This is a genomic window from Streptomyces sp. YIM 98790 (genome assembly GCF_011421595.1).
In the GTDB taxonomy this organism is placed as follows: Bacteria; Actinomycetota; Actinomycetes; order Streptomycetales; family Streptomycetaceae; genus Streptomyces.
Genome location: NZ_WTLH01000065.1, coordinates 1 through 21,958, shown reverse-complemented (window position 1 = coordinate 21,958; position 21,958 = coordinate 1). Strand labels below are relative to the sequence as shown.

22 protein-coding genes and 1 pseudogene are annotated in these 21,958 nt (G+C 72.8%); 10 read left to right on the top strand and 13 right to left on the bottom strand.

Annotation, left to right across the window (positions count from 1 at the left end; all coding sequences use genetic code 11):
• Positions 1 to 84: 84 nt before the first annotated feature.
• Both GQS09_RS13505 and GQS09_RS13500 read right to left on the bottom strand, forming a co-directional pair.
• Positions 85 to 2,526: an HAD-IC family P-type ATPase gene (locus GQS09_RS13505; RefSeq protein ID WP_165986292.1), complete on the bottom strand. Its 2,442-nt coding sequence runs from the start codon at positions 2,524 to 2,526 to the stop codon at positions 85 to 87.
• A gap of 102 nt (positions 2,527 to 2,628) precedes the next feature.
• Positions 2,629 to 2,955: a DUF2530 domain-containing protein gene (locus GQS09_RS13500; RefSeq protein ID WP_165986291.1), complete on the bottom strand. Its 327-nt coding sequence runs from the start codon at positions 2,953 to 2,955 to the stop codon at positions 2,629 to 2,631.
• Between the two features lie 125 nt (positions 2,956 to 3,080).
• On the opposite strand from GQS09_RS13500, the gene GQS09_RS13495 reads away from it, so the two are divergent.
• The 3 genes from GQS09_RS13495 (at position 3,081) to thpR (ending at position 5,840) form a co-directional block, all read left to right on the top strand.
• The gene (locus tag GQS09_RS13495; protein ID WP_165986290.1) at positions 3,081 to 3,623 is read left to right on the top strand and encodes a MarR family winged helix-turn-helix transcriptional regulator; all 543 of its coding nucleotides are present in this window, start codon (positions 3,081 to 3,083) and stop codon (positions 3,621 to 3,623) included.
• 108 nt (positions 3,624 to 3,731) lie between these two features.
• Complete coding sequence (locus tag GQS09_RS13490; protein WP_165986289.1) at positions 3,732 to 5,102, top strand: MFS transporter; 1,371 nt, start codon at positions 3,732 to 3,734, stop codon at positions 5,100 to 5,102.
• A 132-nt stretch (positions 5,103 to 5,234) separates the two neighbouring features.
• Positions 5,235 to 5,840, top strand: coding sequence for an RNA 2',3'-cyclic phosphodiesterase (gene thpR / locus GQS09_RS13485; RefSeq protein WP_165986288.1), 606 nt, complete (start codon positions 5,235 to 5,237; stop codon positions 5,838 to 5,840).
• A 260-nt stretch (positions 5,841 to 6,100) separates the two neighbouring features.
• Here thpR and GQS09_RS13480 read toward each other — a convergent pair whose 3' ends face one another.
• The gene (locus tag GQS09_RS13480) at positions 6,101 to 7,087 is read right to left on the bottom strand and encodes an aldo/keto reductase (protein ID WP_165986297.1); all 987 of its coding nucleotides are present in this window, start codon (positions 7,085 to 7,087) and stop codon (positions 6,101 to 6,103) included.
• A gap of 91 nt (positions 7,088 to 7,178) precedes the next feature.
• On the opposite strand from GQS09_RS13480, the gene GQS09_RS13475 reads away from it, so the two are divergent.
• A complete protein-coding gene (locus GQS09_RS13475) occupies positions 7,179 to 8,267 on the top strand; it encodes an esterase-like activity of phytase family protein (protein ID WP_243761385.1) in 1,089 nt (362 codons plus the stop codon).
• Between the two features lie 14 nt (positions 8,268 to 8,281).
• Here the strand turns inward: GQS09_RS13475 and GQS09_RS13470 are convergent, their stop codons facing one another.
• Complete coding sequence (locus GQS09_RS13470) at positions 8,282 to 9,178, bottom strand: TetR/AcrR family transcriptional regulator (RefSeq protein WP_165986287.1); 897 nt, start codon at positions 9,176 to 9,178, stop codon at positions 8,282 to 8,284.
• Positions 9,179 to 9,301: 123 nt separating this feature from the next.
• On the opposite strand from GQS09_RS13470, the gene GQS09_RS13465 reads away from it, so the two are divergent.
• Together GQS09_RS13465 and GQS09_RS13460 are read left to right on the top strand one after the other, a co-directional pair.
• Positions 9,302 to 10,288: an ATP-binding cassette domain-containing protein gene (locus tag GQS09_RS13465; RefSeq protein ID WP_165986286.1), complete on the top strand. Its 987-nt coding sequence runs from the start codon at positions 9,302 to 9,304 to the stop codon at positions 10,286 to 10,288.
• The gene (locus tag GQS09_RS13460) at positions 10,285 to 11,136 is read left to right on the top strand and encodes an ABC transporter permease (protein ID WP_165986285.1); all 852 of its coding nucleotides are present in this window, start codon (positions 10,285 to 10,287) and stop codon (positions 11,134 to 11,136) included. The genes GQS09_RS13465 and GQS09_RS13460 overlap by 4 nt, the downstream gene beginning before the upstream one ends.
• Before the next feature lie 49 nt (positions 11,137 to 11,185).
• On the opposite strand, the gene GQS09_RS13455 is transcribed toward GQS09_RS13460, so the two are convergent.
• Both GQS09_RS13455 and GQS09_RS13450 read right to left on the bottom strand, forming a co-directional pair.
• A complete protein-coding gene (locus tag GQS09_RS13455) occupies positions 11,186 to 11,428 on the bottom strand; it encodes a DUF397 domain-containing protein (protein ID WP_165986284.1) in 243 nt (80 codons plus the stop codon).
• Positions 11,425 to 12,276: a helix-turn-helix transcriptional regulator gene (locus tag GQS09_RS13450; protein ID WP_165986283.1), complete on the bottom strand. Its 852-nt coding sequence runs from the start codon at positions 12,274 to 12,276 to the stop codon at positions 11,425 to 11,427. The genes GQS09_RS13455 and GQS09_RS13450 overlap by 4 nt, the downstream gene beginning before the upstream one ends.
• Before the next feature lie 198 nt (positions 12,277 to 12,474).
• Here GQS09_RS13450 and GQS09_RS13445 point away from each other — a divergent pair, with 198 nt between their 5' ends.
• The 4 genes from GQS09_RS13445 (at position 12,475) to GQS09_RS13430 (ending at position 15,858) form a co-directional block, all read left to right on the top strand.
• Positions 12,475 to 12,960 carry an ATP-binding protein gene (locus tag GQS09_RS13445; RefSeq protein WP_165986282.1) on the top strand — a complete coding sequence of 162 codons (486 nt, stop codon included), beginning with the start codon at positions 12,475 to 12,477 and terminating at the stop codon, positions 12,958 to 12,960.
• A 125-nt stretch (positions 12,961 to 13,085) separates the two neighbouring features.
• The gene (locus GQS09_RS13440) at positions 13,086 to 14,267 is read left to right on the top strand and encodes an 8-amino-7-oxononanoate synthase (RefSeq protein WP_165986281.1); all 1,182 of its coding nucleotides are present in this window, start codon (positions 13,086 to 13,088) and stop codon (positions 14,265 to 14,267) included.
• A gap of 336 nt (positions 14,268 to 14,603) precedes the next feature.
• Complete coding sequence (locus GQS09_RS13435) at positions 14,604 to 15,221, top strand: hypothetical protein (RefSeq protein ID WP_165986280.1); 618 nt, start codon at positions 14,604 to 14,606, stop codon at positions 15,219 to 15,221.
• A 157-nt stretch (positions 15,222 to 15,378) separates the two neighbouring features.
• A complete protein-coding gene (locus GQS09_RS13430; protein WP_165986279.1) occupies positions 15,379 to 15,858 on the top strand; it encodes a hypothetical protein in 480 nt (159 codons plus the stop codon).
• A 199-nt stretch (positions 15,859 to 16,057) separates the two neighbouring features.
• Here GQS09_RS13430 and serC read toward each other — a convergent pair whose 3' ends face one another.
• From serC to GQS09_RS13395, 7 genes and pseudogenes are all read right to left on the bottom strand, one after another.
• Complete coding sequence (gene serC / locus GQS09_RS13425) at positions 16,058 to 17,176, bottom strand: phosphoserine transaminase (protein ID WP_165986278.1); 1,119 nt, start codon at positions 17,174 to 17,176, stop codon at positions 16,058 to 16,060.
• A gap of 175 nt (positions 17,177 to 17,351) precedes the next feature.
• Positions 17,352 to 18,680 carry a cytochrome P450 gene (locus GQS09_RS13420; RefSeq protein ID WP_165986277.1) on the bottom strand — a complete coding sequence of 443 codons (1,329 nt, stop codon included), beginning with the start codon at positions 18,678 to 18,680 and terminating at the stop codon, positions 17,352 to 17,354.
• Positions 18,681 to 18,682: 2 nt separating this feature from the next.
• Positions 18,683 to 20,023, bottom strand: a complete 1,341-nt coding sequence (locus tag GQS09_RS13415) for a cytochrome P450 (RefSeq protein ID WP_165986276.1) — start codon at positions 20,021 to 20,023, stop codon at positions 18,683 to 18,685.
• The gene (locus GQS09_RS13410) at positions 20,020 to 20,721 is read right to left on the bottom strand and encodes an ATP/GTP-binding protein (RefSeq protein ID WP_165986275.1); all 702 of its coding nucleotides are present in this window, start codon (positions 20,719 to 20,721) and stop codon (positions 20,020 to 20,022) included. The genes GQS09_RS13415 and GQS09_RS13410 overlap by 4 nt, the downstream gene beginning before the upstream one ends.
• Positions 20,702 to 21,088, bottom strand: coding sequence for a DUF742 domain-containing protein (locus tag GQS09_RS13405; protein WP_165986274.1), 387 nt, complete (start codon positions 21,086 to 21,088; stop codon positions 20,702 to 20,704). Before GQS09_RS13405 ends, GQS09_RS13410 begins: the two co-directional genes overlap by 20 nt.
• Positions 21,085 to 21,543: a roadblock/LC7 domain-containing protein gene (locus GQS09_RS13400; protein ID WP_165986273.1), complete on the bottom strand. Its 459-nt coding sequence runs from the start codon at positions 21,541 to 21,543 to the stop codon at positions 21,085 to 21,087. Before GQS09_RS13400 ends, GQS09_RS13405 begins: the two co-directional genes overlap by 4 nt.
• A pseudogene (locus GQS09_RS13395) lies at positions 21,540 to 21,958 on the bottom strand (hypothetical protein); the annotation flags it as partial. The pseudogene GQS09_RS13395 and the gene GQS09_RS13400, both read right to left, overlap by 4 nt.

Here is a 21,958-nt window from a genome sequence, read left to right as displayed (position 1 = left end):
CCGCAACTCGACCGGCCGGCTACCGGTCGGCCGGGGCCGCGGCCCCACCGGACTGCCCGTCGTCGCGTACCGAGCTGTGGGGGCTCAGTGCGCGGCGGCGGGCAGATCCGGCCAGTAGCGCGGCACGATCCGCCAGGCCACTTCCAGGCCGGCCACTCCGGCGACGGCGATGCCCACCGCGGCCCAGGGCATCATCAGCCCTTCCAGATTGAGCGCGAAGAACTCCTGGAGCCAGGGCGTGACCAGCACCGTCAGGAAACCGGCGGCCATGGTGGCGATCAGCAGCAGCCGCCACCAGGTGTACGGCCGGGCGATGATCGCCAGCACGCCCAGCGCGATGAGGAACAGGGTCAGGGTGGCCGCGCTGGTCTCCGCCTCCCGGGTGCTCTCCGCGGCGCCGTAGTGGGCGCGCGCCAGCAGGTAGGTGGTGAAGGTGGCCACGCCCGCGATCAGCCCGAACGGCACGGCCAGCCGCAGCACCCGGCGCACGAAGTGCGGCCGGGCACGCTCCCGGTTCGGAGCGAGCGCGAGGAAGAACGCCGGGATGCCGATGGTCAGCGAGGACAGCAGGGTCAGGTGCCGGGGCAGGAACGGATACGGCACATGGGCGAGGATCACCGCCCAGGCCATGAAGACCGAGTAGACGGTCTTGGTGAGGAAGAGATTGGCCACCCGCTCGATATTGCCGATCACCCGCCGGCCCTCGGCGACCACCGACGGCAGGGTGGCGAAGCTGTTGTTGAGCAGCACGATCTGGGCGACCGCCCGGGTGGCCTCCGAGCCGGAGCCCATGGCCACCCCGATGTCGGCGTCCTTCAGCGCCAGCACGTCGTTGACGCCGTCTCCGGTCATGGCCACGTCGTGGCCGCGGGCCTGGAGGGCGCCGACCATGGACCGCTTCTGCTGCGGGGTGACCCGGCCGAAGACGGTGCCCTCCTCCAGCACCTCGCCCATGCTCTCCTGGTCGTCGGGCAGCCTGCGGGCGTCCACCGGCCGCCGGGCGCCGGGCAGGCCCAGCTTGGCGGCGACCGCACCGACCGACACCGCGTTGTCCCCGGAGATGATCTTGGCGGTGACGTTCTCCTCGGCGAAGTAGCGCAGGGTGTCGCCGGCGTCCGGGCGCAGCCGCTGTTCCAGCACCACCAGGGCCAGCGGCTGCACCGCCCCGGTGACCCGGGCCGCGCCGCCCACGGCCCCGCCCGGCTCGGCCAGCTCCTCCAGCGGCAGTTCGGAGCGGGCCAGCAGCAGCACCCGCAGACCCTCGGCGTTCAGCGCCTCGGTCTCGGCCAGCGCCGGGTGGCCCTCGGGCAGCAGGACGTCGGGGGCGCCCAGCAGCCAGGTGCCGGACGAGCCGTCCGGCTCGCTGAGCGCGGCCCCGCTGTACTTGCGGGCCGAGGAGAAGGGCAGGGTCTCCCGCCAGCGCCAGCCGTCCGGGGCCGGGCAGGCGTCGATCACCGCCTGCATGCTGGCGTTGGGGTGCGGATCGCTCTCGCCCAGCGCGCCCAGCGCCTGCCGGACGTACGCCTCGCCGGCCGCGGGCCCGCCGTCGGTGCCGTCCAGCAGGCGGATCTCGCTGAGGTCCATGCCGCCCTCGGTGAGGGTGCCGGTCTTGTCCAGGCAGACCACGTCCACCCGGGCCAGGCCCTCGATCGCGGGCAGCTCCTGCACCAGGCACTGCTTGCGGCCGAGCCGGATGACACCGATGGCGAAGGCCACCGAGGTGAGGAGTACCAGCCCTTCCGGCACCATCACCACGATCCCGGCGACCATCCGGCGCACCGCCTCGGCCACATCCGCCCGCTCGATCACCAGCTGGCTGAAGACCAGGCCGACGGCGGCCGGGACCATCAGCATCACGCAGTATTTGATGATCTTGCTGATGCCGCTGCGCAGTTCGGAGTGGACCAGGGTGAAGCGGGAGGCCTCCTCGGCGAGCTGGGCGGCGTAGGCCTCGCGGCCGACCTTGGTGGCGGTGAAGGCGCCGCCGCCGGCCACCACGAAGCTGCCGGAGAGCACCGGGTCGCCGGGGTGCTTCAGGACCGGATCGGCCTCGCCGGTGAGCAGCGACTCGTCCACCTCCAGGCTGTCCGCCTCGGCGACCGTGCCGTCCACCACGATCTTGTCGCCGGGGGCCAGCTCGATGACGTCGTCCAGCACGATCTCGGAGGTGCCGACCTCCTGGCTGCGGCCGTCGCGCCGCACGGTGGGCCGGGCCTCGCCGATCAACGCCAGGCTGTCCAGGGTCCGCTTGGCGCGCAGCTCCTGCACGATGCCGATCAGCGCGTTGGCGATGATGACGAAGCCGAACAGCCCGTCCTGGATCGGGCCGACGACCAGGACGATGGCGAACAGTGTGCCGATGACGGCGTTGAAGAGGGTGAAGACGTTCGCCCGGACGATCTCACCGACGGACCGGGAGGAACGCACCGGGACGTCGTTGACCTGCCCGCGCGCCACGCGCTGCGCGACCTCGGCCGCGGTCAGCCCGGATGTCCGTGAGGCCGCCGGGGCCTCGGTCTGTGTCATGGGGACGACGTTACGGGGCGGCGCTCCGGGCCCGGCGGATTCCCCGGCGACGGGCTCGGCGTCCATCGGCTCGCTGGTGGTCACGGCGCGGCCGGGCGGGGGTCAGGCGGTCCCGCCGGGCCGCGGGCCCTCGGGCGGTGCGTCCTCGGCCGGGGAGTCCGCCGCGGCCCCGTCCCGCTCGCGGGCGGCGCGCAGGGCGGCCTCCCGGCGGCGGCTGTACCAGAGGCCGAACAGGCCGAGGCCGAAGCCGGTCAGACAGATCCACAGCCAGTGCTCCCGGCCCTGGTCCGACAGCCGGCCGTAGAAGGGCAGCTGGACGAGGAACAGCACGGCCCACACCGCGGTGGCGGCCGTGACCGTGGCAACCACATTGCCCTCCAGCGGTTCCGGGGCCTCCCGGGTCCCGCTGGTCAGGTCTCCCCAGCGCATTCCGCCTCCCTCGCACCTGTAGTGACCAGAGTACGAGAGCGCCCCCAGGGCCAGGGAACGTGGCCTCTTTCACCTTTCAACGCCAGAACTTTCGTTAGGGAAGCTAATCATGTAAGGTGATCATCATGTCCGAAGCCTCCCCTTTCGAGCCCCCGCACCGGCCGATACCGGACGCACCGTCCGGCGAGCCGCCGCGCGCCACCGGCAACGCGGCGCAGCACGCGGCCGGCGATGCGGCCGGGCACGCGGCGGAGAACGCCGCTGCCGTCAACACCCTCCGGGTCGGCGTACTGCGGCTCGCCCGCCGCATCCGGCATCAGCGGGTGGACCGCTCGATGGGCCTGGCCGAGCTCTCCGCCCTCGGCACCCTGCACCGCTGCGGCGCCATGACCCCGGGGGAGCTGGCCCGCAAGGAGCACGTCCAGCCGCCGACCATGACGCGGATCATCTCCCAGCTCCAGGACCGCGGCCTGGTCCGGCTCGAACCGCATGCCGACGACCGCCGCCAGAAGACCGTCACCCCCACCGAGCGGGCCGAGGAGATGCTCCAGGCCACCCGGGCGCAGACCAACGCCTGGCTGGCCGGCCTCGCCGCCCAGCTCGACGACGAGGAGTGGGCACTGCTGCGCGGTGCCGCCCCCGTCCTCCACAAGCTGGCCCACCTCTGACCGCCGGCCGCCCGGGCCGCCCCGCCCGCCCCCGCGCGCCGGACCCCGCGCCGCAACCGCGGCGGCCTTCCCGCAGAACCACACCGCACGTGCAAGGGAGTGTTCTCCTTGAGTCCGGGACCCGGAGCAGCGTCCGCACCCGAACCCGACCAGCCCGCAGACCCCGCCCGCCGTCTCTCCGCGACCTCGACCTTCAGCTCGCTCAGAATCCGCAACTACCGCATCCACTTCATCGGCTCGACGGTGTCCAACATAGGCACCTGGATGCAGCGCATCGCCCAGGACTGGCTGGTGCACACCCTCACCGGCTCGGCCACCGCGGTCGGCGCCACGGTGGCCCTGCAGTTCCTTCCCATGCTGCTCTTCGGCCTCTACGGCGGTGTGCTCGCCGACCGCCTGGACAAGCGGAAGCTGCTGCTGTGCACCCAGTCCGTGATGGGCCTGATCGGAATCACCCTGGCGGTGCTCACCTTCACCGGCGAGGTGCGCGTCTACCACGTGTACGCGCTCGCCTTCGCCCTCGGCCTGGCCACGGTGGCGGACAACCCGGCCCGCCAGACCTTCGTCTCCGAGCTGGTCGGCCCGGCCCTGCTGCCCAACGCCGTCTCGCTCAACTCGGCCAGCTTCCAGTCCGCCCGCATCATCGGCCCGGCGGTGGCCGGTGTGCTCATCACCGCGGTCGGCAGCGGCTGGGCCTTCCTCTACAACGGGCTGTCCTTCCTGGCGCCGGTCACCGGCCTGCTGCTGATGCGCACCGCCGAGCTGTTCCCGACCGAGCGCGCCCCCCGCCGCAAGGGCCAGCTGCGCGAAGGGCTGGCCCATGTGCGGGCCAGACCGGAACTGCTGTGGCCCATCGTGCTGGTCGGCTTCGTGGGCACCTTCGGCTTCAACTTCCCGATCTGGCTGGTGGCCTTCACCGACCGGGTCTTCCACTCCGGCGCAGGCACCTACGGCCTGCTCAACACCTTGATGGCGGTGGGCTCGCTGGCCGGGGCGCTGCTGGCGGCCAAGCGCGGCAGCCGGCGGATGCGGTTCACCGTGGCCTGCGCCGGACTCTTCGGGCTGCTGCTGGCCGCCGCCTCCGGCGCCCCGTTCTTCTGGGTGTTCGCCGCGCTGATGGTGCCGCTGGGGCTGATCGGCATGACCTTCATGATCAGCGCCAACACCAGCCTGCAGATGGCCGCCGACCCGGCCGTGCGCGGCCGGGTGATCAGCCTCTACATGATGGTCTTCCTGGGCAGCACCCCCGTCGGCGCCCCGCTGCTGGGCTGGATCACCGACACCTACGGGCCCCGGATCGGGCTGCTGTCCGGCGGCGTGCTGTGCGCCGCGGCGGCCTTCGGGGTGGCGCTCATCCTGGCCCGCATCGGCGGGCTGCGGCTGAAGATCGACCTGCGGCCCGGCCACCGCCGTCTCGCCTTCGTGCCGCGCACCCCGGGCCCGGTGGTGCCCGCGCCCGGCCAGCGTGCCAACGCCTAGCCGGCCCGCGGCCACCCGCTCCGGCCCGGCCCGGCCAGCTCCGGCCGGGCCCGCTCCGGCGCCCGGCCCGCTCCGCCCCGCCGGATGGTGATCGCCGTTCCGGCGGGCAAGGGGCTGGGCCAGACTGGGGGCGTGAGAGTCTTCGCCGCGCTGCTGCCGCCGCCCGAGGTCCTGGAGGAGATCGCCGGGGCCGTGTGCGCCCTGCGCGAACTGCCCGGCACCGGTGATTTCCGCTGGACCGTCCGGCAGGACTGGCATCTGACCCTGGCCTTCTACGGTGAGATGCCCGAGGCCGCGGTGAGCGATCTGGAGGAGCGGCTGGCGCGGCTGGCCCGCCGCCGCCCCGCCGTCGAGCTGTGGCTGGCCGGCGGCGGCCGGTTCGGCGACCGGGTGCTGTGGGCGGGGGTGGGCGGGGACCGCATCGCGCTCTCCCGCCTGGCCACGGCCGCCCGGGCGGCCGGCCGCAAGGCAGGCGCGCCGCATCAGGAAACCCGTGCCTACCACCCGCATCTCACACTGGCCCGCGGCGGCCGGCAGGCGCCGGCGAGCCGGGCCGCGGCCGAAGGGCTGCGGGCGGCGGCGGCCGCGCTGGAGGGATTCCGGTCCGCCGCCTGGCGCGCCGGTGAGCTGGTGCTGATGCGCAGCGAACCGCCGGAGGCGGGGGTGCCGGGCGCCCGGCCGCGCTACGCGGTGCAGGGGGCGTGGCCGCTCGGGCCGCTCCGCACCACCGAGCCGTGAGCGGTTACGGTTGAGGGCGTGGATGCCAAGACCAGGACGCGGATCGTGAGCGCCGCACTGCTGCTGATGTTCGCGGTGGTGTTCGTCGTCGGCGCCCTCGGCGGCTGACGCCCGGGGAGGCGGCGCGGAGGCATGTGCCCGGTGCGCGACGCGGGCGCCGGAACGGGGAGTCACCGTTCTGCGCCCGCGTCCGCACCCGTCCGCACCCGTCCGCCCGCGACGCACCGGTCCGGGCGCGGCGGTGGGACCGCCTCAGGCGGTCACCAGGCGAAGGCCTCCGGGGAGGGCCCGGGGCCGGGGAAGATCTCGTCCAGCCCGGCCAGCAGCCCGGCGTCCAGATCCAGGCCCACGGCCCGCACCGCCGACTCCAGCTGCGCCAGGTCGCGCGGGCCCACGATCGGGCCGGTGACGCCCGGCTGGGCCAGCAGCCAGGCCAGCGCCACCTCGCCGGGCTCCAGCCCGTGCTTGGCGCACAGCTCCTCGTACTGCTCGATCTGCCGACGGCTGATCTTGGTCCGTTCCAGCGCGGCAAGCGAGCGGGCGCCGCCGCCCTCCGCGGCCTTGCGCAGCGCCCCGCCCAGCAGGCCGCCGCCCAGCGGCGACCACGGGATGACGCCCATGCCGTAGCCGCGGGCCGCCGGGATGACCTCCATCTCGGCGCGCCGCTCGGTCAGGTTGTACAGGCACTGCTCGCTCACCAGGCCCAGCATGCCCAGCCGCGCCGCCGTCTCATTGGCCTGCGCGAGGTGCCAGCCCGCGTGGTTGGAGGAGGCCGCGTAGAGGATCTTGCCCTGCTTGACCAGGACGTCGATCGCCTGCCAGATCTCCTCCCACGGCGTGGCCCGGTCCACGTGGTGGAACTGGTACACGTCGATGTAGTCGGTGCCCAGCCGCTTCAGGCTGCCCTCCACCGCGCGGCGGATGTTCACCGCCGAGAGCTTGTCGGTGTTGGGCCAGACCGGGCCGTCGTGCTGCTGCATGCTGCCGTAGCACTTGGTGGCCAGCACCACCTTCTCCCGGCGGTCACCGCCCTTCGCGAACCAGCTGCCGATGATCTCCTCGGTGCGTCCCTTGTCGGGCGCCCAGCCGTACACATTCGCCGTGTCGAAGAAGTTGATGCCCGCGTCCAGCGCGGCGTCCATGATGACGTGGCTGTGCGCCTCGTCGGTGTGCGGACCGAAGTTCATCGTGCCCAGCACCAGCCGGCTGACCTTGAGGCCGGTACGCCCCAGCTGTGTGTACTGCATCTGATCCATGGAGCGCACGCTAGCCGCTTCGAGTGCGCTCCAGGCAAGAGCGGACCGCCGGACGCGCGGCCGGGATGGCAGGCTTGGGCCCATGCGTCTGTCCTGGAGCGTGCCGCGCGCCGCCGCCGTCGCCCTCGTCCCCGTCGCCGCCCTGGCCGTGACCGCCGCCCCGGCCGCGGCGGCCGACGAGGTGGAGTTCACCATCGAGGACGAGCGGATCATGGAGTCCAGCGGCCTCCAGGCCAGCCACCGCCACCCGGGCGTCTACTGGACGCACAACGACAGCGGTTACGCCCCGCAGATCTTCGCCGTGGACAGCGCCGGCGGGCGCACCGTGGCCACGGTCACCCTCCAGGGCGTGGAGTTCCGCGATGTGGAAGCCATTCACCTCGGCCCGGACGGCAGCCTCTACGTCGGGGACATCGGCGACAATTTCGACGGCGGCTGGGACACCGTGTGGATCTACCGGTTCGCCGAGCCGGAGCAACTGGCCGACGTCACCGTCACGCCCGAGATCCTTCCGGTGCAGTACGACGACGGCCCGCGCGACGCCGAGGCGCTGATGGTGCACCCCGGCACCGGCCGGGTCTACATCGCCAGCAAGCGCGACGACGGCACGGCCGCCCTCTACGCCGGTCCGGAGCGGCTCACCCCGGACGGGGTCAATCTCTTCCGGCGGTTCTGGGACACCGACCTGTGGGTCACCGACGGGGCCTTCTCCCCGGACGGCTCCCGGCTGCTGCTGCGCGGCTACTTCACCTCCGAGATGTTCCGCTGGCAGGACGGCGGCACCCCCGAGTCGGTCGGCCTGATCAACGTCCCGATACAGCCGCAGGGCGAATCGGTGACCTTCACGCCGGACGGCCGCTCCCTGGTCTTCGGCAGCGAGGGCCAGTTCTCCGACGTGCGCAGCGTCGGACTGCGCGGCGAGCGGATGCCGGACAGCGCCCGTGAGGAGGCGTCACCCGGGGAGACCGGGGAGACCGGGCAGGACGAGGCGGCCGGGGGGCCGGGACCCGGCGGGGAGGACGGCTCCGACGGCGGCGCCACGGCCGGGGAGAGCGACGGCGACGGCGGCACCGGGACCGGCCGGATGGTGGTGGCCGCCGTGGCGGTGGCCGTGCTGGTCTTCGCGCTGCGCCGGGCCTTCCGCAGGGGCGGCGGCTCGCGCCGCGCCTGACCGGTGCGGCGGGCTCAGCCCGCCGGACCGTCCGCCCGGCCGTCCGCCGGACGGTCCCCGGTGGCGTCCGGGGAGCAGCAGTCGGCGTCGCTCTGCTCCTCCGGGGGCGCCGGGTGCTCCGCGCGGTGCGCGATCACCAGGGCCAGGCCGTCCAGCAGCGGGCCGAGACCGAACTCCAGCGCCTCCTCGCCCTCGATGGCGAAGGTGTCCCCGGGCAGCCGGGCCACCTCGGGGAACCTCCCGCCGCCCAGCACCTCGGTGAGGACCGGTCCCTGGGAGGCCCAGAACTCCTCGTCGCTGACTCCGGTCTGCTCGACGACCTGCCGCTGGAGGATGAAGGTCCGGGCGGTGCCGGTGACATAGTGCTCGACGGCCATGATGATCTTCACCTTCTCCTTGGCGGAGAGGCCCAGGCCGTTCAGCGAGGCCAGTGCCCGGTCGAAACCGGCCAGCGAGTTGGGGCCCAGCACCGGCCGCGCCTGGTTGACGTGGATCAGCCAGGGATGCGCGTGATACAGGCGCCAGACGCCGCGCGCCAGTGCCGCGACGTCCCGCCGCCAGCGCGGCCCGTCCCCGGCCGCCCCGCCGCCCGCTCCGGCGTGCTCCTCGCCGGGTTCCTCGGCGGGCTCCTCCGGAGGGCCGACGACGTGGTCCAGCATCAGGTCCAGCAGCTCGCCCTTGCCCGGCAGATAGCGGTACAGCGACATGGTGCCGACCCCCAGCTCGGCCGCGACCCGCCGCATGGAAAGCGCCTCCAGCCCTTCGCGGTCGGCGAGCTCGACGGCGGCCGTGACGATCCGCTCCAGGGAGAGGGCCGGGCGGGGGCCGCGTCCGGGCCGCTCCGCGGTACCGCGCCAGAGCAGTTCCATGCTGCGGCCGGGGTCGCCGCTTCCGCTGTGTGCCGTGGTCATCGCGCCGCCATCCTATCCGTCCGCTGCCAGGCCGGAATGCGTGCGTACGCCGTACGCTTGACTTCTGGGTACGGTGTACGCGATTCTGGGTACGGCGTACCCAGAAGGGGAGGAGAGGCAAACATGCCGCACTCGGTGCTCGCCGAAGGGCTGGTGAAGACCTACCGCGGGGAAAACGGCGTCAAGCGGGCGCTGGACGGCTTCGATCTGGCCGTACCGCGCGGCAAGGTCTACGGCCTGCTCGGCCCCAACGGAGCGGGCAAGACCACCTCGGTCCGCATCCTGTCCACCCTCACCCGGCCGGACGGCGGCCGGGCCCTGGTCGGCGGCCACGATGTGCTGCGCGAACCCCGCAAGGTCCGCCGCAGGATCGGTCTGACCGGCCAGAACGACGCCGTGGACCCGATCCTCACCGCCCGCCAGAACCTGGTGATGTTCGGCCGCCTGTTCCACCTCGACGGACGCCTCGCCCGCCGCCGAGCCGACGAACTGCTGGAGCGGTTCGACCTCACCGAGGCCGCCGACACCGCCCCCTCGGCCTTCAGCGGCGGCATGCGCCGCCGGCTCGACCTTGCCGCCTCCATGATCCTCGCCCCCGAGGTCCTCTTCCTGGACGAGCCCACCACCGGACTCGACCCGCGCGGCCGGATGGAGGTCTGGGACGCGGTGCGCACCCTGGCCGCCTCCGGCACCACCGTGCTGCTCACCACCCACTACCTGGACGAGGCGGACAAGCTCTCCGACCGGATCGTGCTGATCGACCACGGCCGCAAGATCACCGAGGACTCCCCGGCCGGGCTGAAGCGGGCCATCGGCGGCGACCGCATCGAGGTGGTGGTCCAGGACCCGGCCGACCTCCCCGAGACCGTCAAGGCCGTCGCCCGGGTCAGCGGCGGGCACGAACCCCAGACCGACGAGGAGGAGCTGCGCGTCCACGCCCCGGTCGCCGACCGGGTGACCGCGCTCACCGAGGTCGCCCGCACCCTCCAGGAACGCGAGATCGCCGTCGAAGACCTCGGCCTGCGCCGCCCCACCCTCGACGAGGTCTTCCTCCGCCTCACCGGCCTCCCCGCCGAGCAGACCCCCGCCACCGAGGAGCCCGCCCGATGACCACCACCGGCACCGCCACCACCGAGCTGCTGCGCATGACAGGACCGGAGCGCCGCCTCCACTGGGCCCTCGCCGACTGCTGGACCATCGTCCGCCGCGACCTGACCCACCTCGTCAGACAGCCCTCGATCATCGCCTGGCAGCTCGGCTTCCCGATCGTCTCGGTGCTGCTGTTCGTCTACGTCTTCGGCAGCGCCATGGAGGTCGGCGACACCGCCGGTGAGGTGGACTTCAAGCAGTACGCCATGCCCGGCATGTTCGCCATGACCATGGCCTTCGGGTTCATGAACACGGCAATGGCGGTGGCCATCGACAAGGAGCGCGGGGTCACCGACCGGTTCCGCTCCCTGCCCATGTCCTCCTCGGCCGTGGTGACCGGACGAGGCGTCTCCGACGTGCTGCACGCCGGACTCGACCTGGCAATCCTGGCCGCCATCGCCCTGGTCGTCGGCTGGCGCTCGGACGGCTCCCCGCTCGCCGCGCTCTACGCCTTCGCCCTGCTGCTCCTGCTGCGCTTCGCCCTGATCTGGGTCGGCGTCTGGCTCGGCCTGACCGTGAAGAACCAGGAGTCGGCGGGCAATCTCTTCGCCGTCGCCTTCCCCTTCGGCATGATCTCCAGCGTCTTCACGCCGCCGGACAAGATGCCGGACTGGCTGGGCGCCATCGCCATGTGGAACCCGGTCTCGGCCACCGCCAACGCCGCCCGCGACCTGTTCGGCAACCCGGTGCCGCACGGCGGGAGCTGGATCGAGACGCACTCCGCCCTGATGGCCGTGGTCTGGCCCCTGCTCATCACCGCCGTCTTCCTCCCCCTCGCCGTCCGCAAATACCAGAACCTCTCCCGCTGACCACCCAGCTCCTCAACGGCTCCTGGCCCCGGACCGGGCCGGGAGCCGGTCAGGGGGTGTGGGTGAGGAAGTGGCGCCAGGTGGTGGGGGTGAAGGTGAGCTGTGCGGTGCCGGGGGCCTTGGAGTCCCGGACATGCACGGCGCGGGGACAGGCGGCCACCTCGACGCACTCGGCGCCTTCGCCGTCGCTGTAACTGCTCTTGAACCACGCGGGCTCAACCGCCACTTCGACGCACTCGGCGCCCTCGCTGTCGCTGTAGCTGCTCTTTATCCAGGTCAGAGTGGAGCTCACAGTTCTCCCGCAATCTGCTCGATGAACCGTGCCGAGGCAGGCCCGTCGAGTGCCTGCATGCGGATGATGCCATGCCGCTGGGTGAAGGTGCTGAGCTGTTTCCGGTCGGAGATGACCCCGCTGATGCCCTGCGTCTCGGTGTAGACGATCGTCCGGTGATCCCGGGTCTCCAGCAGGGTGAGCGAGCCGAGGACCCCGTTGTGTTCCCAGCGTTCGGTCGGCATCACCTGGAGGGAGACATGGGGCTGCCGTCCGCGCTCCAGCAGCGCCGCCAGCTGGCGGCGCATGACGTCCCGGCCGCCCACCGGTCTGCGCAGTACGGACTCCTCGATCACAAAGCCGAAGACCACCGGCGGCCTGCGGTCGAGGAGCCGCTGCCGGGCGATCCGGCCCGTCACCCGCTCCTCGATGGTCTCGGGGTCGAGCGGCGGGCAGTTGCCTCCGATGACCGCGCGGGCGTAGTCCTCGGTCTGGAGCAGGCCGGGGACGAGGAGCGGGGAGTAGCCGTAGACGCTGATGGCGTCCTTCTCCCACTTGGCGAAGTCGCGGAAGCGGGCGGGGAAGCGGACCCGTTCCAGGTCCTCCTTCATGGAGGCGAGGACGCCCTTGGCGTCGAGGACGCGTTCGGCGCCGTCGAGGAAGGCTTCCTGGGGGATGCGGACACCGCGTTCGACCGAGGAGACGAGTTCGGCGCCGTAGCCGATCCGGCTGCCGAACTGGGCCTGGGTCAGGCCCGCGTTCTCGCGCAGCCGCTTGATGATCCGGCCGGCGGCGCGCAGCAGCGGGTCGCTGCCCGTCTCCGGGGTCTGGTGCCGGTCCTGGTGGTGTGCTTCGTCCCTTTCGAGCATGGGGGTGTTCCCTTCGCCCTCGCGCGCTGTCGCGCTGGAAAAGTCTCAACGCACCGCCCGCCCCCGGGTCACTGGGCCGTGGCGGACCGCCACCGTGCGCGATCGGACGGGGACGTTCCGTACGCTTCCGAACCCTGGCAAGGCTATGCACAACACGCCAGCTTTGTGGGGGTGAAGACGGAAAATCCCCCCTACGAGATGACCGATATCCCGGGGCCGCTGCGCGAGTTCCGGCAGATGTTCAGCGCGACCCCGCGCGGGGCCCGGCTGGCCCGGCTGATGGCGGAGTTGCAGCTCCAGCAGTGGGGCTGGCCGTACGGGTCGGAGATGTGCCGGACGGTGACGCAGACCGTGGGCGAGCTGGCGGCGAACGCGGTGACGCACGGCCGGGTGGCCGGCCGGGACTTCCAGCTCCGGCTGGCCACCGGCCCCGGGACGCCGCGTCCCGCGGTGCTGCGCGCGGAGGTGCTGGACGCGCGCGGGGAGCGGCGCCCCGACCCCGCCGCCGTGCCGCCCGCGCTGCCGCCGCCGGACGCCGAGGCGGAGAGCGGGCGCGGGCTGTGGCTGGTCGGCGCGCTGGCCCACCGCTGGGGAGTGCGTGATCACCTCCCCTCGGGCAAGGGCGTGTGGGCGGAGTGGGATCTGCCGCCCGGCTGCGGCGGGCCGCAGGAGCCGCAGGAGTAGCCGACCCCGGCGCTGCCCGGTCCCGCCGACCATGGGAAGGTGCGTCCAGCGACGACGACGAACGAGACGCGCTGCATCCCCCACCGCAGGCACCCTTGAACACAGCAGAGGCGAGCGGCACGCGCATGAACCCACTCCTCCGCCCCGACCGGCTCCGGCCCGACCCCTTCGGCTGGATCGACGGCCACCTCGCCCGGCGCGACGAGGCCGGGCTCACCCGGACGCTGCGCCCCCGGGCGTCCGACGACGGCCTGCTCGACCTCGCCGGAAACGACTACCTGGGCCTGTCCCGCCACCCCCGGGTCACCTCCGCCGCCGCCGAAGCGGCCCGCCGCTGGGGCGCCGGCGCCACCGGCTCCCGCCTGGTCACCGGCTCCACCGAACTGCACGCCGAACTGGAGGCGGCGCTGGCCGGGTTCTGCGGGACCGAGGCCGCGCTGGTCTTCTCCTCCGGCTACACCGCCAACCTGGCCGCGCTCACCGCGCTCGGCGGCCGGGACACCCTGATCGTCTCCGACGCCGGGAACCACGCCTCGCTCATCGACGGCTGCCGGCTCTCCCGCTCCGAGGTGGAGGTGGTGGCGCACGCCGACCCGGGAGCGGTGCGCAAGGCCCTGATCGGGCATCCCGCCCGCGCGCTGGTGGTCTCCGACTCGGTCTTCTCGGTGGACGGCGACGCCGCGCCGCTGGCCCAGCTTGCCGCGGTCTGCCGCACCCAGGGCGCGGCGCTGCTCGTCGACGACGCGCACGGCTTCGGCGTGCTGGGGCAGGGCGGGCGCGGCGCCCCGTACGCGGCCGGGCTGGCCGGGGCACCGGACGTGGTGGTGACGGTGACCCTCTCCAAGTCGCTGGGCAGCCAGGGCGGCGCGGTGCTCGGCCCGGCCCGGGTGATCGAGTACCTGGTCAACACCGCCCGCACCTTCATCTTCGACACCGGGCTGGCCCCGGCGGCGGCCGGCGCGGCGCTGGAGGCGCTGACCGTGCTGCACGGAGAGCCGCTGCGGGCGGCACGGGTGCGCTCGGTCGCCGAGGAGCTGTACGGCCGGCTCACCGACGCCGGGCTGCGGGCCACCCGTCCGGACGCGGCGGTGGTCTCGGTGCAGGCGCCCTCGCCGCGGGCGGCGGTGTCCTGGGCCGCGGCCTGCCGGACCGCGGGGCTGGCGGTCGGCTGTTTCCGCCCCCCGTCCGTGCCGGACGGGATCTCCCGGCTGCGGCTGACCGCCCGCGCCGACCTCACCGACGCGCAGCTCGGCTACGCCGCGCACACCATCGCCTCCACCGCCCCGCCCGGCGCCTTCGTCTCCTGAACCGCGGCGGGCGGGCGCCGTTCCCCGGTCTCTTCGCCGGGCCAACGGGACGGTTTCCCAAGCCGGTTGGGGCAGCTTTCGAGCATGAATTCCGGTATGCGGCCGAGGCGGTCCGGATGCCGGGTGAGGACCGGATATTCCCCGGACCTTATTTGTGAAGGGCGTAGACAAATTCAGCCGTTGCCCTGCTCTCCGGTGTGCACGCCTCGCGCGTTTCACTGCGCTATGCACACATCTCCTCCAACAGCCCGTAACGGCGGTACGGTACGTCCTCAGCCCTGAAACACGCGGAGCGGCCGGAGGCAGCCGCCCGTTGCAGAAAGTGGTGAAGGAGCCGTGACCACTGACCACGCATGCCAGACGGCGGCCGGAGAAGCCGCGCGAGGCATAGATCCCGTCCGGGCGGTGCTCGCGCCCGGCCGTCCGCGCCCGCGCGCCAACGCGGTGCCGGTCGTCATCCGGGCGTACCTGGATTCCGACCCCGCGGACGGATCGGACGGTCAGCGCCGGCCGGAGGAGACACTCCCCCCGGAGCCGGCGACCACGGTCATGGGCGCCAATATGCTGCTCACCATCCTCGACGGCCTCCAGGCCGACCTGAACGGGGCGCTGCTGAGCTGGTACGCCGAACTGCCGGTCCGGGTGCCGCACGGCCTCGGCGCCCCCTCGCCCTCCGCGCCCGGCGTGGAGCCGCCGCGCGACCCCAATGAGTGGCAGGTGCTGGGCACGCTCCGCAGCAGCGCGCAGGAGCTGCTCACCGCGCTCTCCCGGCGGCCCCGGGCCGAGGGCTTCAACGAGCTGAGCTGGCGGCTGGCCATGCTGGAGGACGTGTTCGCGGGCGCACTGCGCCGCATGAACGTCCCGGCGGAGGTCTCGGTGCCGGCCGCGGCCGACGTGGCCCTGGCGGCCGGTTCCCTCTTCGGCCTCAAACGCCCCCCGAAACAGCGCGCCTGAGCCCGCGCGGAAGTTTTTCGGTGAGCGACATCTGCCGATTCGGTGCGAATACCGATGGGTAGGTGCCGGGATTCCCGTTCGCTGCATCTTGCACGCTTACCGGCCGCTCACTACTCTCGCCCGCGGTCCCGCACGGCCAGAGAAGGAGTGAGAGCGAGTGCTCGGAAGATTATTCAGCCGTTATGCGGCCCGCAGTGTCACCGTCGTCCTGGCGGTGCTCGCGGCCGGCCTGCTGCACACGGCGCCCGCCCAGGCCGCCTACGGTGCCCAGCTCCCGGTGCAGGTCCAGGTGGTCGACGGCGACTACAACTACAGCCAGAACCTGGGCAGGGCCTCCGGCTGGGTGCAGTTCGACAGCGGGAAGCGGAAGTTCCGCTACTCGCTGACCGTCGACCGGCAGTCCAGCTACACCCCGCCCGACATCTTCATCTACGCCAATGGATCGCTCGCCGTCACCGAATGGAATGCCGGCGGCACCATCACCGGCGAATTCGAGCACAGTTACGACATCCAGTATGTGCGCGTCGTCATTCAGGGCGACACCTTCCACGGCTCCAGTTACGTGTCCTACCGCAGCGACGGCGGCGGAAAGAACCACGGATCTTCCTACGGGCGCGTGTACAACCCGTACGTCTGAGCCGGGAAAAGGACCACATTCCCGCAGCACACGGCCCGGTGAACTCCGGGACGGGAATGCGGTCCGGTGATATCCGCGCCATGGACCGCCGCGTGCGTCCCGCCCGTCCGCGTGGCGATGCCCGGCCGGACCCGGACACCGATGAGGGATGAGAGGCGGGCCGGCCCCTCCGCGGGGCCGGCCCGCCGCCCGGGGCGGCTCAGAGCCGCTCGATGACGTAGTCGACGCAGGCGGTCAGCGCCTCCACATCGGCCGGGTCGACGGCCGGGAACATGGCCACCCGGAGCTGGTTGCGGCCCAGCTTGCGGTAGGGCTCGGTGTCCACGATGCCGTTGGCGCGCAGCACCTTGGCGACCGCCGCCGCGTCGACCTCGTCGGCGAAGTCGATGGTGCCGACCACCTGCGAGCGGTGCACCGGGTCGGTCACGAACGGCGTCGCGTACGGGGACTTCTCCGCCCAGGCGTAGAGCCGGGAGGAGGAGTCGGCGGTGCGGCGCACCGCCCAGTCCAGACCGCCCTGGCCGTTGATCCAGTCGAGCTGGTCCGCCAGCAGGAACAGCGTGGCCACCGCCGGGGTGTTGTACGTCTGGTTCTTGCGGGAGTTGTCGATGGCCGTGGGCAGCGAGAAGAACTCGGGCACATGGCGCCCCGAGCCGTGGACGGCGGCGGCCCGCTCCAGCGCGGCGGGGGAGAAGACCGCGATCCACAGCCCGCCGTCGGCGGCGAAGGACTTCTGCGGTGCGAAGTAGTAGACGTCGGTCTCGGTGATGTCGACCGGCAGGCCGCCGGCGCCCGAGGTGGCGTCGACCAGGACCAGGGAGCCCTCGTCCGCGCCCGGAACGCGCTGCAGGACGGCCGCGGCGCCGGTGGAGGTCTCGTTGTGGGTGAAGGCGTAGGCGTCCACCCCGGCCTCGGCCCGCGGCTGCGGCACGCTCCCGGGCTCCGAGGCGATGACGGTGGGCTCCTCCAGCCAGGGGGCCAGCTTGGCGGCCTTGGCGAACTTGGCGGAGAACTCGCCGAACGACAGGTGCTGGGACCTGCGGGCGATCAGGCCGTGGGTCGCGATGTCCCAGAACGCGGTGGTGCCGCCGTTGCCGAGGACCACCTCGTAGCCCTCGGGCAGCGAGAACAGCTCGGACAGGCCCTGCCGGACCCGGCCCACCAGGTTCTTCACCGGCGCCTGGCGGTGCGAGGTGCCGAGCAGCGAGGCACCGGTGCCGGCCAGGGCGCTCAGCGCCTCGGTCCGCACCTTGGAGGGGCCCGAGCCGAACCTGCCGTCGGCGGGCTTGATGTCAGCGGGAATCTGGATATCGGCCACGGCGCGAGCGTAGTCCTTCGGCATGTGCCGCGCCCGCTGCTGTCCGTCCCCTGAGACGGGAAAGACAGCAGGCGAGACGCGCGATACCACTGCCGGGCGCCGACGGGAAAGCGGCCGGAGGGCCCCGGCGGGAGCCCTCCGGCCGGCCGGGAACAGCGCCGGAAGCGGGCGCCGCTCAGGCCCCGGCGGCGGACCGGGCGCGGTCCGGGGCGTGCAGATGCACCGGGAAGGACTGGAGATCGTTCTGGGTCAGCACCGGCGCGTTGCGGATCTCCTCCGAGGGCACCGCCAGCCGGATGTCCGGGAAGCGCGCGAACAGCGCCGGCAGGGCGATCCGCGCCTCCAGCCGGGACAGCGCGGCACCCGGGCAGATGTGCGGGCCGTGCCCGAAGGTCATGTGCCGGATCGGGGTCGGCCGGGTGATGTCGAACGCGTCGGCGTCCGGACCGTGGTGCTCCAGGTCGTGGCCGATGGCCCGGTAGGAGATCACCAGGCCCTCCCCCTTGGGCAGGGTGAAGTCGCCGACGGTGATGTCCTCGGTGGCGAAGCGCATCAGCAGATGCGTGGTGGGGGTGTCGTGGCGAAGCGTTTCTTCGATCACCGTCTCCCACGGGATCTCACCGTCCAGCACCAGGCGAAGCTGGTCCGGGTGGGTGAGCAGGGCCCGCACCGCGTTCAGGATCAGCCCGATGGTGGTCTCGTGACCGGCCGCGACCATGGCCTTGAGATTGCCGATGACCTCCTCCTCGGTGAGGCGGTCGCCGCCCTCCTCGGCCAGGATCAGCGCGCTGGTCAGGTCGTCCGCCGGGGCCGCGGTCCTGGCCTTGACCATGGCGGTGAAGTAGGTGTCCAGTTCCCCGATCACCCGCAGCCGTTCCTCCTGCGGGGTCAGCATGGAGAAGAACGCCTTGTACCAGCGGTGCAGGGCCGGCTGGTCGGCCGGGTCCACGCCCATCAGCTCGCACACCACCGACATCGGCAGCGGCAGCGCGAAGACCGACTTCAGGTCCACCGGCTCGCCCCCGGCCGCCTCCGAGGCGGCCTGGAGGTCGTCCAGCAGGGCGTGGGTGATGCGCTCGATGACCGGGGCCATGGCCTCCACCCGCCGCGGGGTGATGGCCTGCGCGGTCTTGGCCCGCAGCCGCCGGTGCTCCGCCCCGTCCACGGTGAACATGGAGCGTCCCGCGTCGATCATGCCGATCAGCGGCCACTGCCGGGTCACCGTGCCGTTCTGCCACAGCGTCCAGGCGTTGATGTCCTTCACCAGCCGGGGATCGGTCAGCAGTTGCCGGGCCTCCGCGTGCCGGGTGACCGTCCAGGCCTGCGCGCCCAGCAGGTCGATCCGGACAAAGGTGCCGGCGTCGCGCAGCCGGACCGTCTCGCCGTTGATGTCGGTGACCATCGGGTCGATGACGAACGGCTCGGTGCAGACGTAGGGGGCGGGGGATCTGACGGGCTCCGCGTCGGCGCCGGGCGCCGGTTGGCCGGTGTAGGGACAGTTCATGCTCAGAAGCCTCCTGCGGTAGGAGCGGGGGTGAACTGGACCGGCAGGACCGACATCCCGCGCAGGAACGCGGAGGGGCGCCGGACCAGCGTCTGGGCGGGAACGGCGAGGTCGATGTCGGGCAGCCGGTCGAGCAGCACCTCGATGCCGGTCCGGGCGATCACCTCGGCGATCTCCTGCGCGGGGAAGGGGCAGCGGTACTCCCCGTAGCTGAACGAGAAGTGGGCGCTGTTGCCGTCGTGGAAGCTCTGCGCGGCGGACCGGCCCGAGGCCAGCGCGTCCAGCCCGGCGGCCTGCCGGATCTCCGGGTCGCCGTTGGCCGCGCCCAGGCCCAGCAGCAGCATGTCGCCGGCCTGGATGTGGCAGCCGCCCAGCTGGGTGTCCCGGGCGGCCCAGCGGCCGGCCAGGATCTGGGTCGGGGTGTCCTCCCACAGCACCTGGTTCATGGCCTCGCCCACGCTGTGCCGGCCGCCGCCCAGCGAGGCCGCGAAGCGGTCGTCGGTGAGCATCAGCCGGACCGAGTTGCCGATCCAGTCGGCGGTGGGGAGGTGGCCGGCCGCGGTGATCGCCATCAGGTCGAGAACGTATTCCTCGTCGCTGAACGGCTCGGGATGGGCGAGCATCCGGGAGGTGACGTCCGCGCCCGGCCGCTCCCGCTTCTCGGCCACCAGCCGCTGCATGTTGCCGGTGACCCGCATCTGGGCCTCGATGGCGTCCGGGCCGCCGTCCGCCAGGGCGTTCAGGCCGCGGGCGATCTCCGGGCCCTCCTCGTCGGGGAAGCCGATGATCCGGGCCAGCACCAGCACCGGCAGCAGCATGGCGTACTCCGCCACCAGCTCGGCGGTGCCCCGGGCGCAGAACTGGTCGATCAGCCGGTCCGCCAGCTGCTCCGAGTGGCGGCGCAGTTCGAACGGGTCCACGGCCTCCAGCGCGGGCTCCACCATGGCCAGATGGCGCAGGTGCTCGGCCCCGGCGGTGAAGTAGATGGACGGCATGCGCTGGCCCACCATGGGGCGCAGCGGCCAGTCCGGCGGCACCTTGGGCCACTGGTTCCACAGGCCGACGTCCCGCGGGAACAGCTTGGGGTCGTTGGTGACCTGGTGCAGCTCGCGGTAGCCGATGACCAGCCAGGCCGGGAAGCCGCCGGGCAGCTCGACCGGCACCACCGGGCCGTGGTCGCGGCGCATCTCCCGGTAGAGCAGGACCGGTTCGGTGTGGAAGCGGGGCCCGCTGAGCGGGACGGCGTGCGCCGGGCAGGACGGCGGGGGCCCGGCGGTGCCGGGCGCGGCCGGGGCGCCGGCCACTCCGGGGCCGGGCGGGTCGGTCAGCGGATGGGCGCTCATGAGGTCTCTCCGTGCGGCAGGGCGGCTGCGGTTCCGGCGGTGCTTCCGGCGGCGGTTCCGGCGGTGACGGGCGCGGCCGGGGCCGGGGCCGCCGCCGCGAGCTGCTGGAGGTGCCTGACCAGGGCGATCAGCACCTCCTTGCTGGACTCCCGGGACCTGGCGTCGCACTCGATCAGCGGCACCTCCTCGTCCAGGTCCAGCGCGTCCCGGATCTCCTCGGGGGTGTAGCGGGGCCCGCCGAAGTCGTTGCGGGCCACGATGAACGGGGTGCCGTGGTGCTCCAGGCGGTCGATGGCGTACCAGGAGTCGGCCAGCCGCCGGGTGTCGACCAGCACCACGGCGCCGAGGGTTCCGCTGAACAGGCGGTCCCACAGGAACCAGAAGCGTTCCTGGCCGGGCGCGCCGAAGAGATACAGCACGGTGCGCTCGTTGAGGGTGATCCGCCCGAAGTCGAAGGCGACCGTGGTGGCCTTCTTGCCGGTCACGCCGGTCAGGTCGTCGACGCCCCGGCCGGCCTGGGTCATCGTCTCCTCGGTGTTCAGCGGCCGGATGTCGCTGACCGAGCGGACCATGGTGGTCTTGCCCACGCCGAAGCCGCCGACGATGACGATCTTCAGCCCGTTGTCGGCGGTGCTGCTCAGGGGGGTGCGGACCGCCGGGTCGCTGCTGCGGCTGGTGTCAGAGGTTGCGGAGTCCAACGAGCACCTGCTCCAGGATGGTGGGGTCGGGGAGTTGCGCGACCACGGGCTGCCCGGGGCGGCCCCGGGTGGCGGCCCTGGTGGTCTGCGGGTGGCGGGCGGTGATCCGGCCGCTGTCCAGCAGGTCGGACAGCAGGATCCTGACGATGGAGACAGGCAGCCCGAGTTCAGCGGCGATCTCGACGACGGCGGTGGGGTAGCGGCACATCCTCAGGATCGCGGCGTGCTCGGACTGCATGCCCGGCACCGGATCGCACTCACTGACCACGAGGGTCACCAGGTCGAAGTCGTTCGACGCGGCCCGGCTGCGGCCACCGGTGACGGTGTACAGCCGGTCCGGGTCGTCGTCCCTGCCCGGCCGGATCACGTGCTGGGTTCCTCTTCGGCGGAACGCCTGGGCGGCGCGCTGAGGTATTCGCCGAGCTGCTCGACGAGTTCGTTCATGTTGTGGCCGATCAGACCGGGGTCGGAGTCCTCGGTGGCGACGACCGCCAGGTGGGCGCCCTCGCCCGCCTCCACGATGAAGAGGATGCCGCCGTAGAACTCCGTCATGGACTGGCGGACCCCGCCGCTGCCGTCGCCGAACTCGACGGAGGCGCCGTGCGACAGGCTCTGGATGCCGGCCGAGATGGCGGCGAGCTGGTCGGCCTGGTCCTCGGTGAGTTCCGGGGTGTGGCAGAGCCTGAGCCCGTCCCGGGAGAGCACCAGCGCGTGTCTGGCCCCGGGAGTGCGGTCGAGCAGCCCTTCCAGCAGCCAGGTCAGCTTGGTCGCCGCCACTGCGGCCGGCGTGTGCTGCGGGGCGCCCGTGGTCGGTGCGGTCATGCGTCATCCTCCGGATGGGATGGAGAAGAAGAGGAAGCGGGCGTGGGGGTGGAGGGAAGGGAGCCGGAACCATCCTGTCCCCGGTCCTGTCCCTGGACGGCCCGGCGGAAGGCGCCGAACCGGGCCGCCGACTCCGCCGGGGAGAGAGTGCGTGCCGGCGACGGTGCCGGGGCGGGAGCGGGGGAGCCGGCGTGCCCCGTGGACTGGGCGGCGGCCAGGGTCTGGCCGCGCCGCCGCTTGGGCAGCCCGCTGGGGCTGTACCGCGGGATGCCCAGGGTGTCGTCGTCCGCGGCGGGAATGCCCGGGACGGCGGTGCCGGCGGTGCCGGGAGCGCTGGGAGCGCCGGGAGCGCCGGGAGTGCCGCCGGCCGGGGCGGCCTCCGCGGTGGTCCGGGTGGCGGAGGTCCCGTCGGCGG

Coding starts and splice junctions, on each gene's coding strand:
- GQS09_RS13445 (WP_165986282.1), top strand. CDS start 12,475: ATGACCGATATCCCGGGGCCGCTGCGCGAGTTCCGGCAGATGTTCAGC.
- GQS09_RS13495 (WP_165986290.1), top strand. CDS start 3,081: ATGTCCGAAGCCTCCCCTTTCGAGCCCCCGCACCGGCCGATACCGGAC.
- GQS09_RS13460 (WP_165986285.1), top strand. CDS start 10,285: ATGACCACCACCGGCACCGCCACCACCGAGCTGCTGCGCATGACAGGA.
- GQS09_RS13400 (WP_165986273.1), bottom strand. CDS start 21,543: ATGACCGCACCGACCACGGGCGCCCCGCAGCACACGCCGGCCGCAGTG.
- GQS09_RS13505 (WP_165986292.1), bottom strand. CDS start 2,526: ATGACACAGACCGAGGCCCCGGCGGCCTCACGGACATCCGGGCTGACC.
- GQS09_RS13475 (WP_243761385.1), top strand. CDS start 7,179: ATGCGTCTGTCCTGGAGCGTGCCGCGCGCCGCCGCCGTCGCCCTCGTC.
- GQS09_RS13450 (WP_165986283.1), bottom strand. CDS start 12,276: ATGCTCGAAAGGGACGAAGCACACCACCAGGACCGGCACCAGACCCCG.
- GQS09_RS13440 (WP_165986281.1), top strand. CDS start 13,086: ATGAACCCACTCCTCCGCCCCGACCGGCTCCGGCCCGACCCCTTCGGC.
- GQS09_RS13480 (WP_165986297.1), bottom strand. CDS start 7,087: ATGCAGTACACACAGCTGGGGCGTACCGGCCTCAAGGTCAGCCGGCTG.
- GQS09_RS13465 (WP_165986286.1), top strand. CDS start 9,302: ATGCCGCACTCGGTGCTCGCCGAAGGGCTGGTGAAGACCTACCGCGGG.
- GQS09_RS13415 (WP_165986276.1), bottom strand. CDS start 20,023: ATGAGCGCCCATCCGCTGACCGACCCGCCCGGCCCCGGAGTGGCCGGC.
- GQS09_RS13500 (WP_165986291.1), bottom strand. CDS start 2,955: ATGCGCTGGGGAGACCTGACCAGCGGGACCCGGGAGGCCCCGGAACCG.
- GQS09_RS13470 (WP_165986287.1), bottom strand. CDS start 9,178: ATGACCACGGCACACAGCGGAAGCGGCGACCCCGGCCGCAGCATGGAA.
- GQS09_RS13420 (WP_165986277.1), bottom strand. CDS start 18,680: ATGAACTGTCCCTACACCGGCCAACCGGCGCCCGGCGCCGACGCGGAG.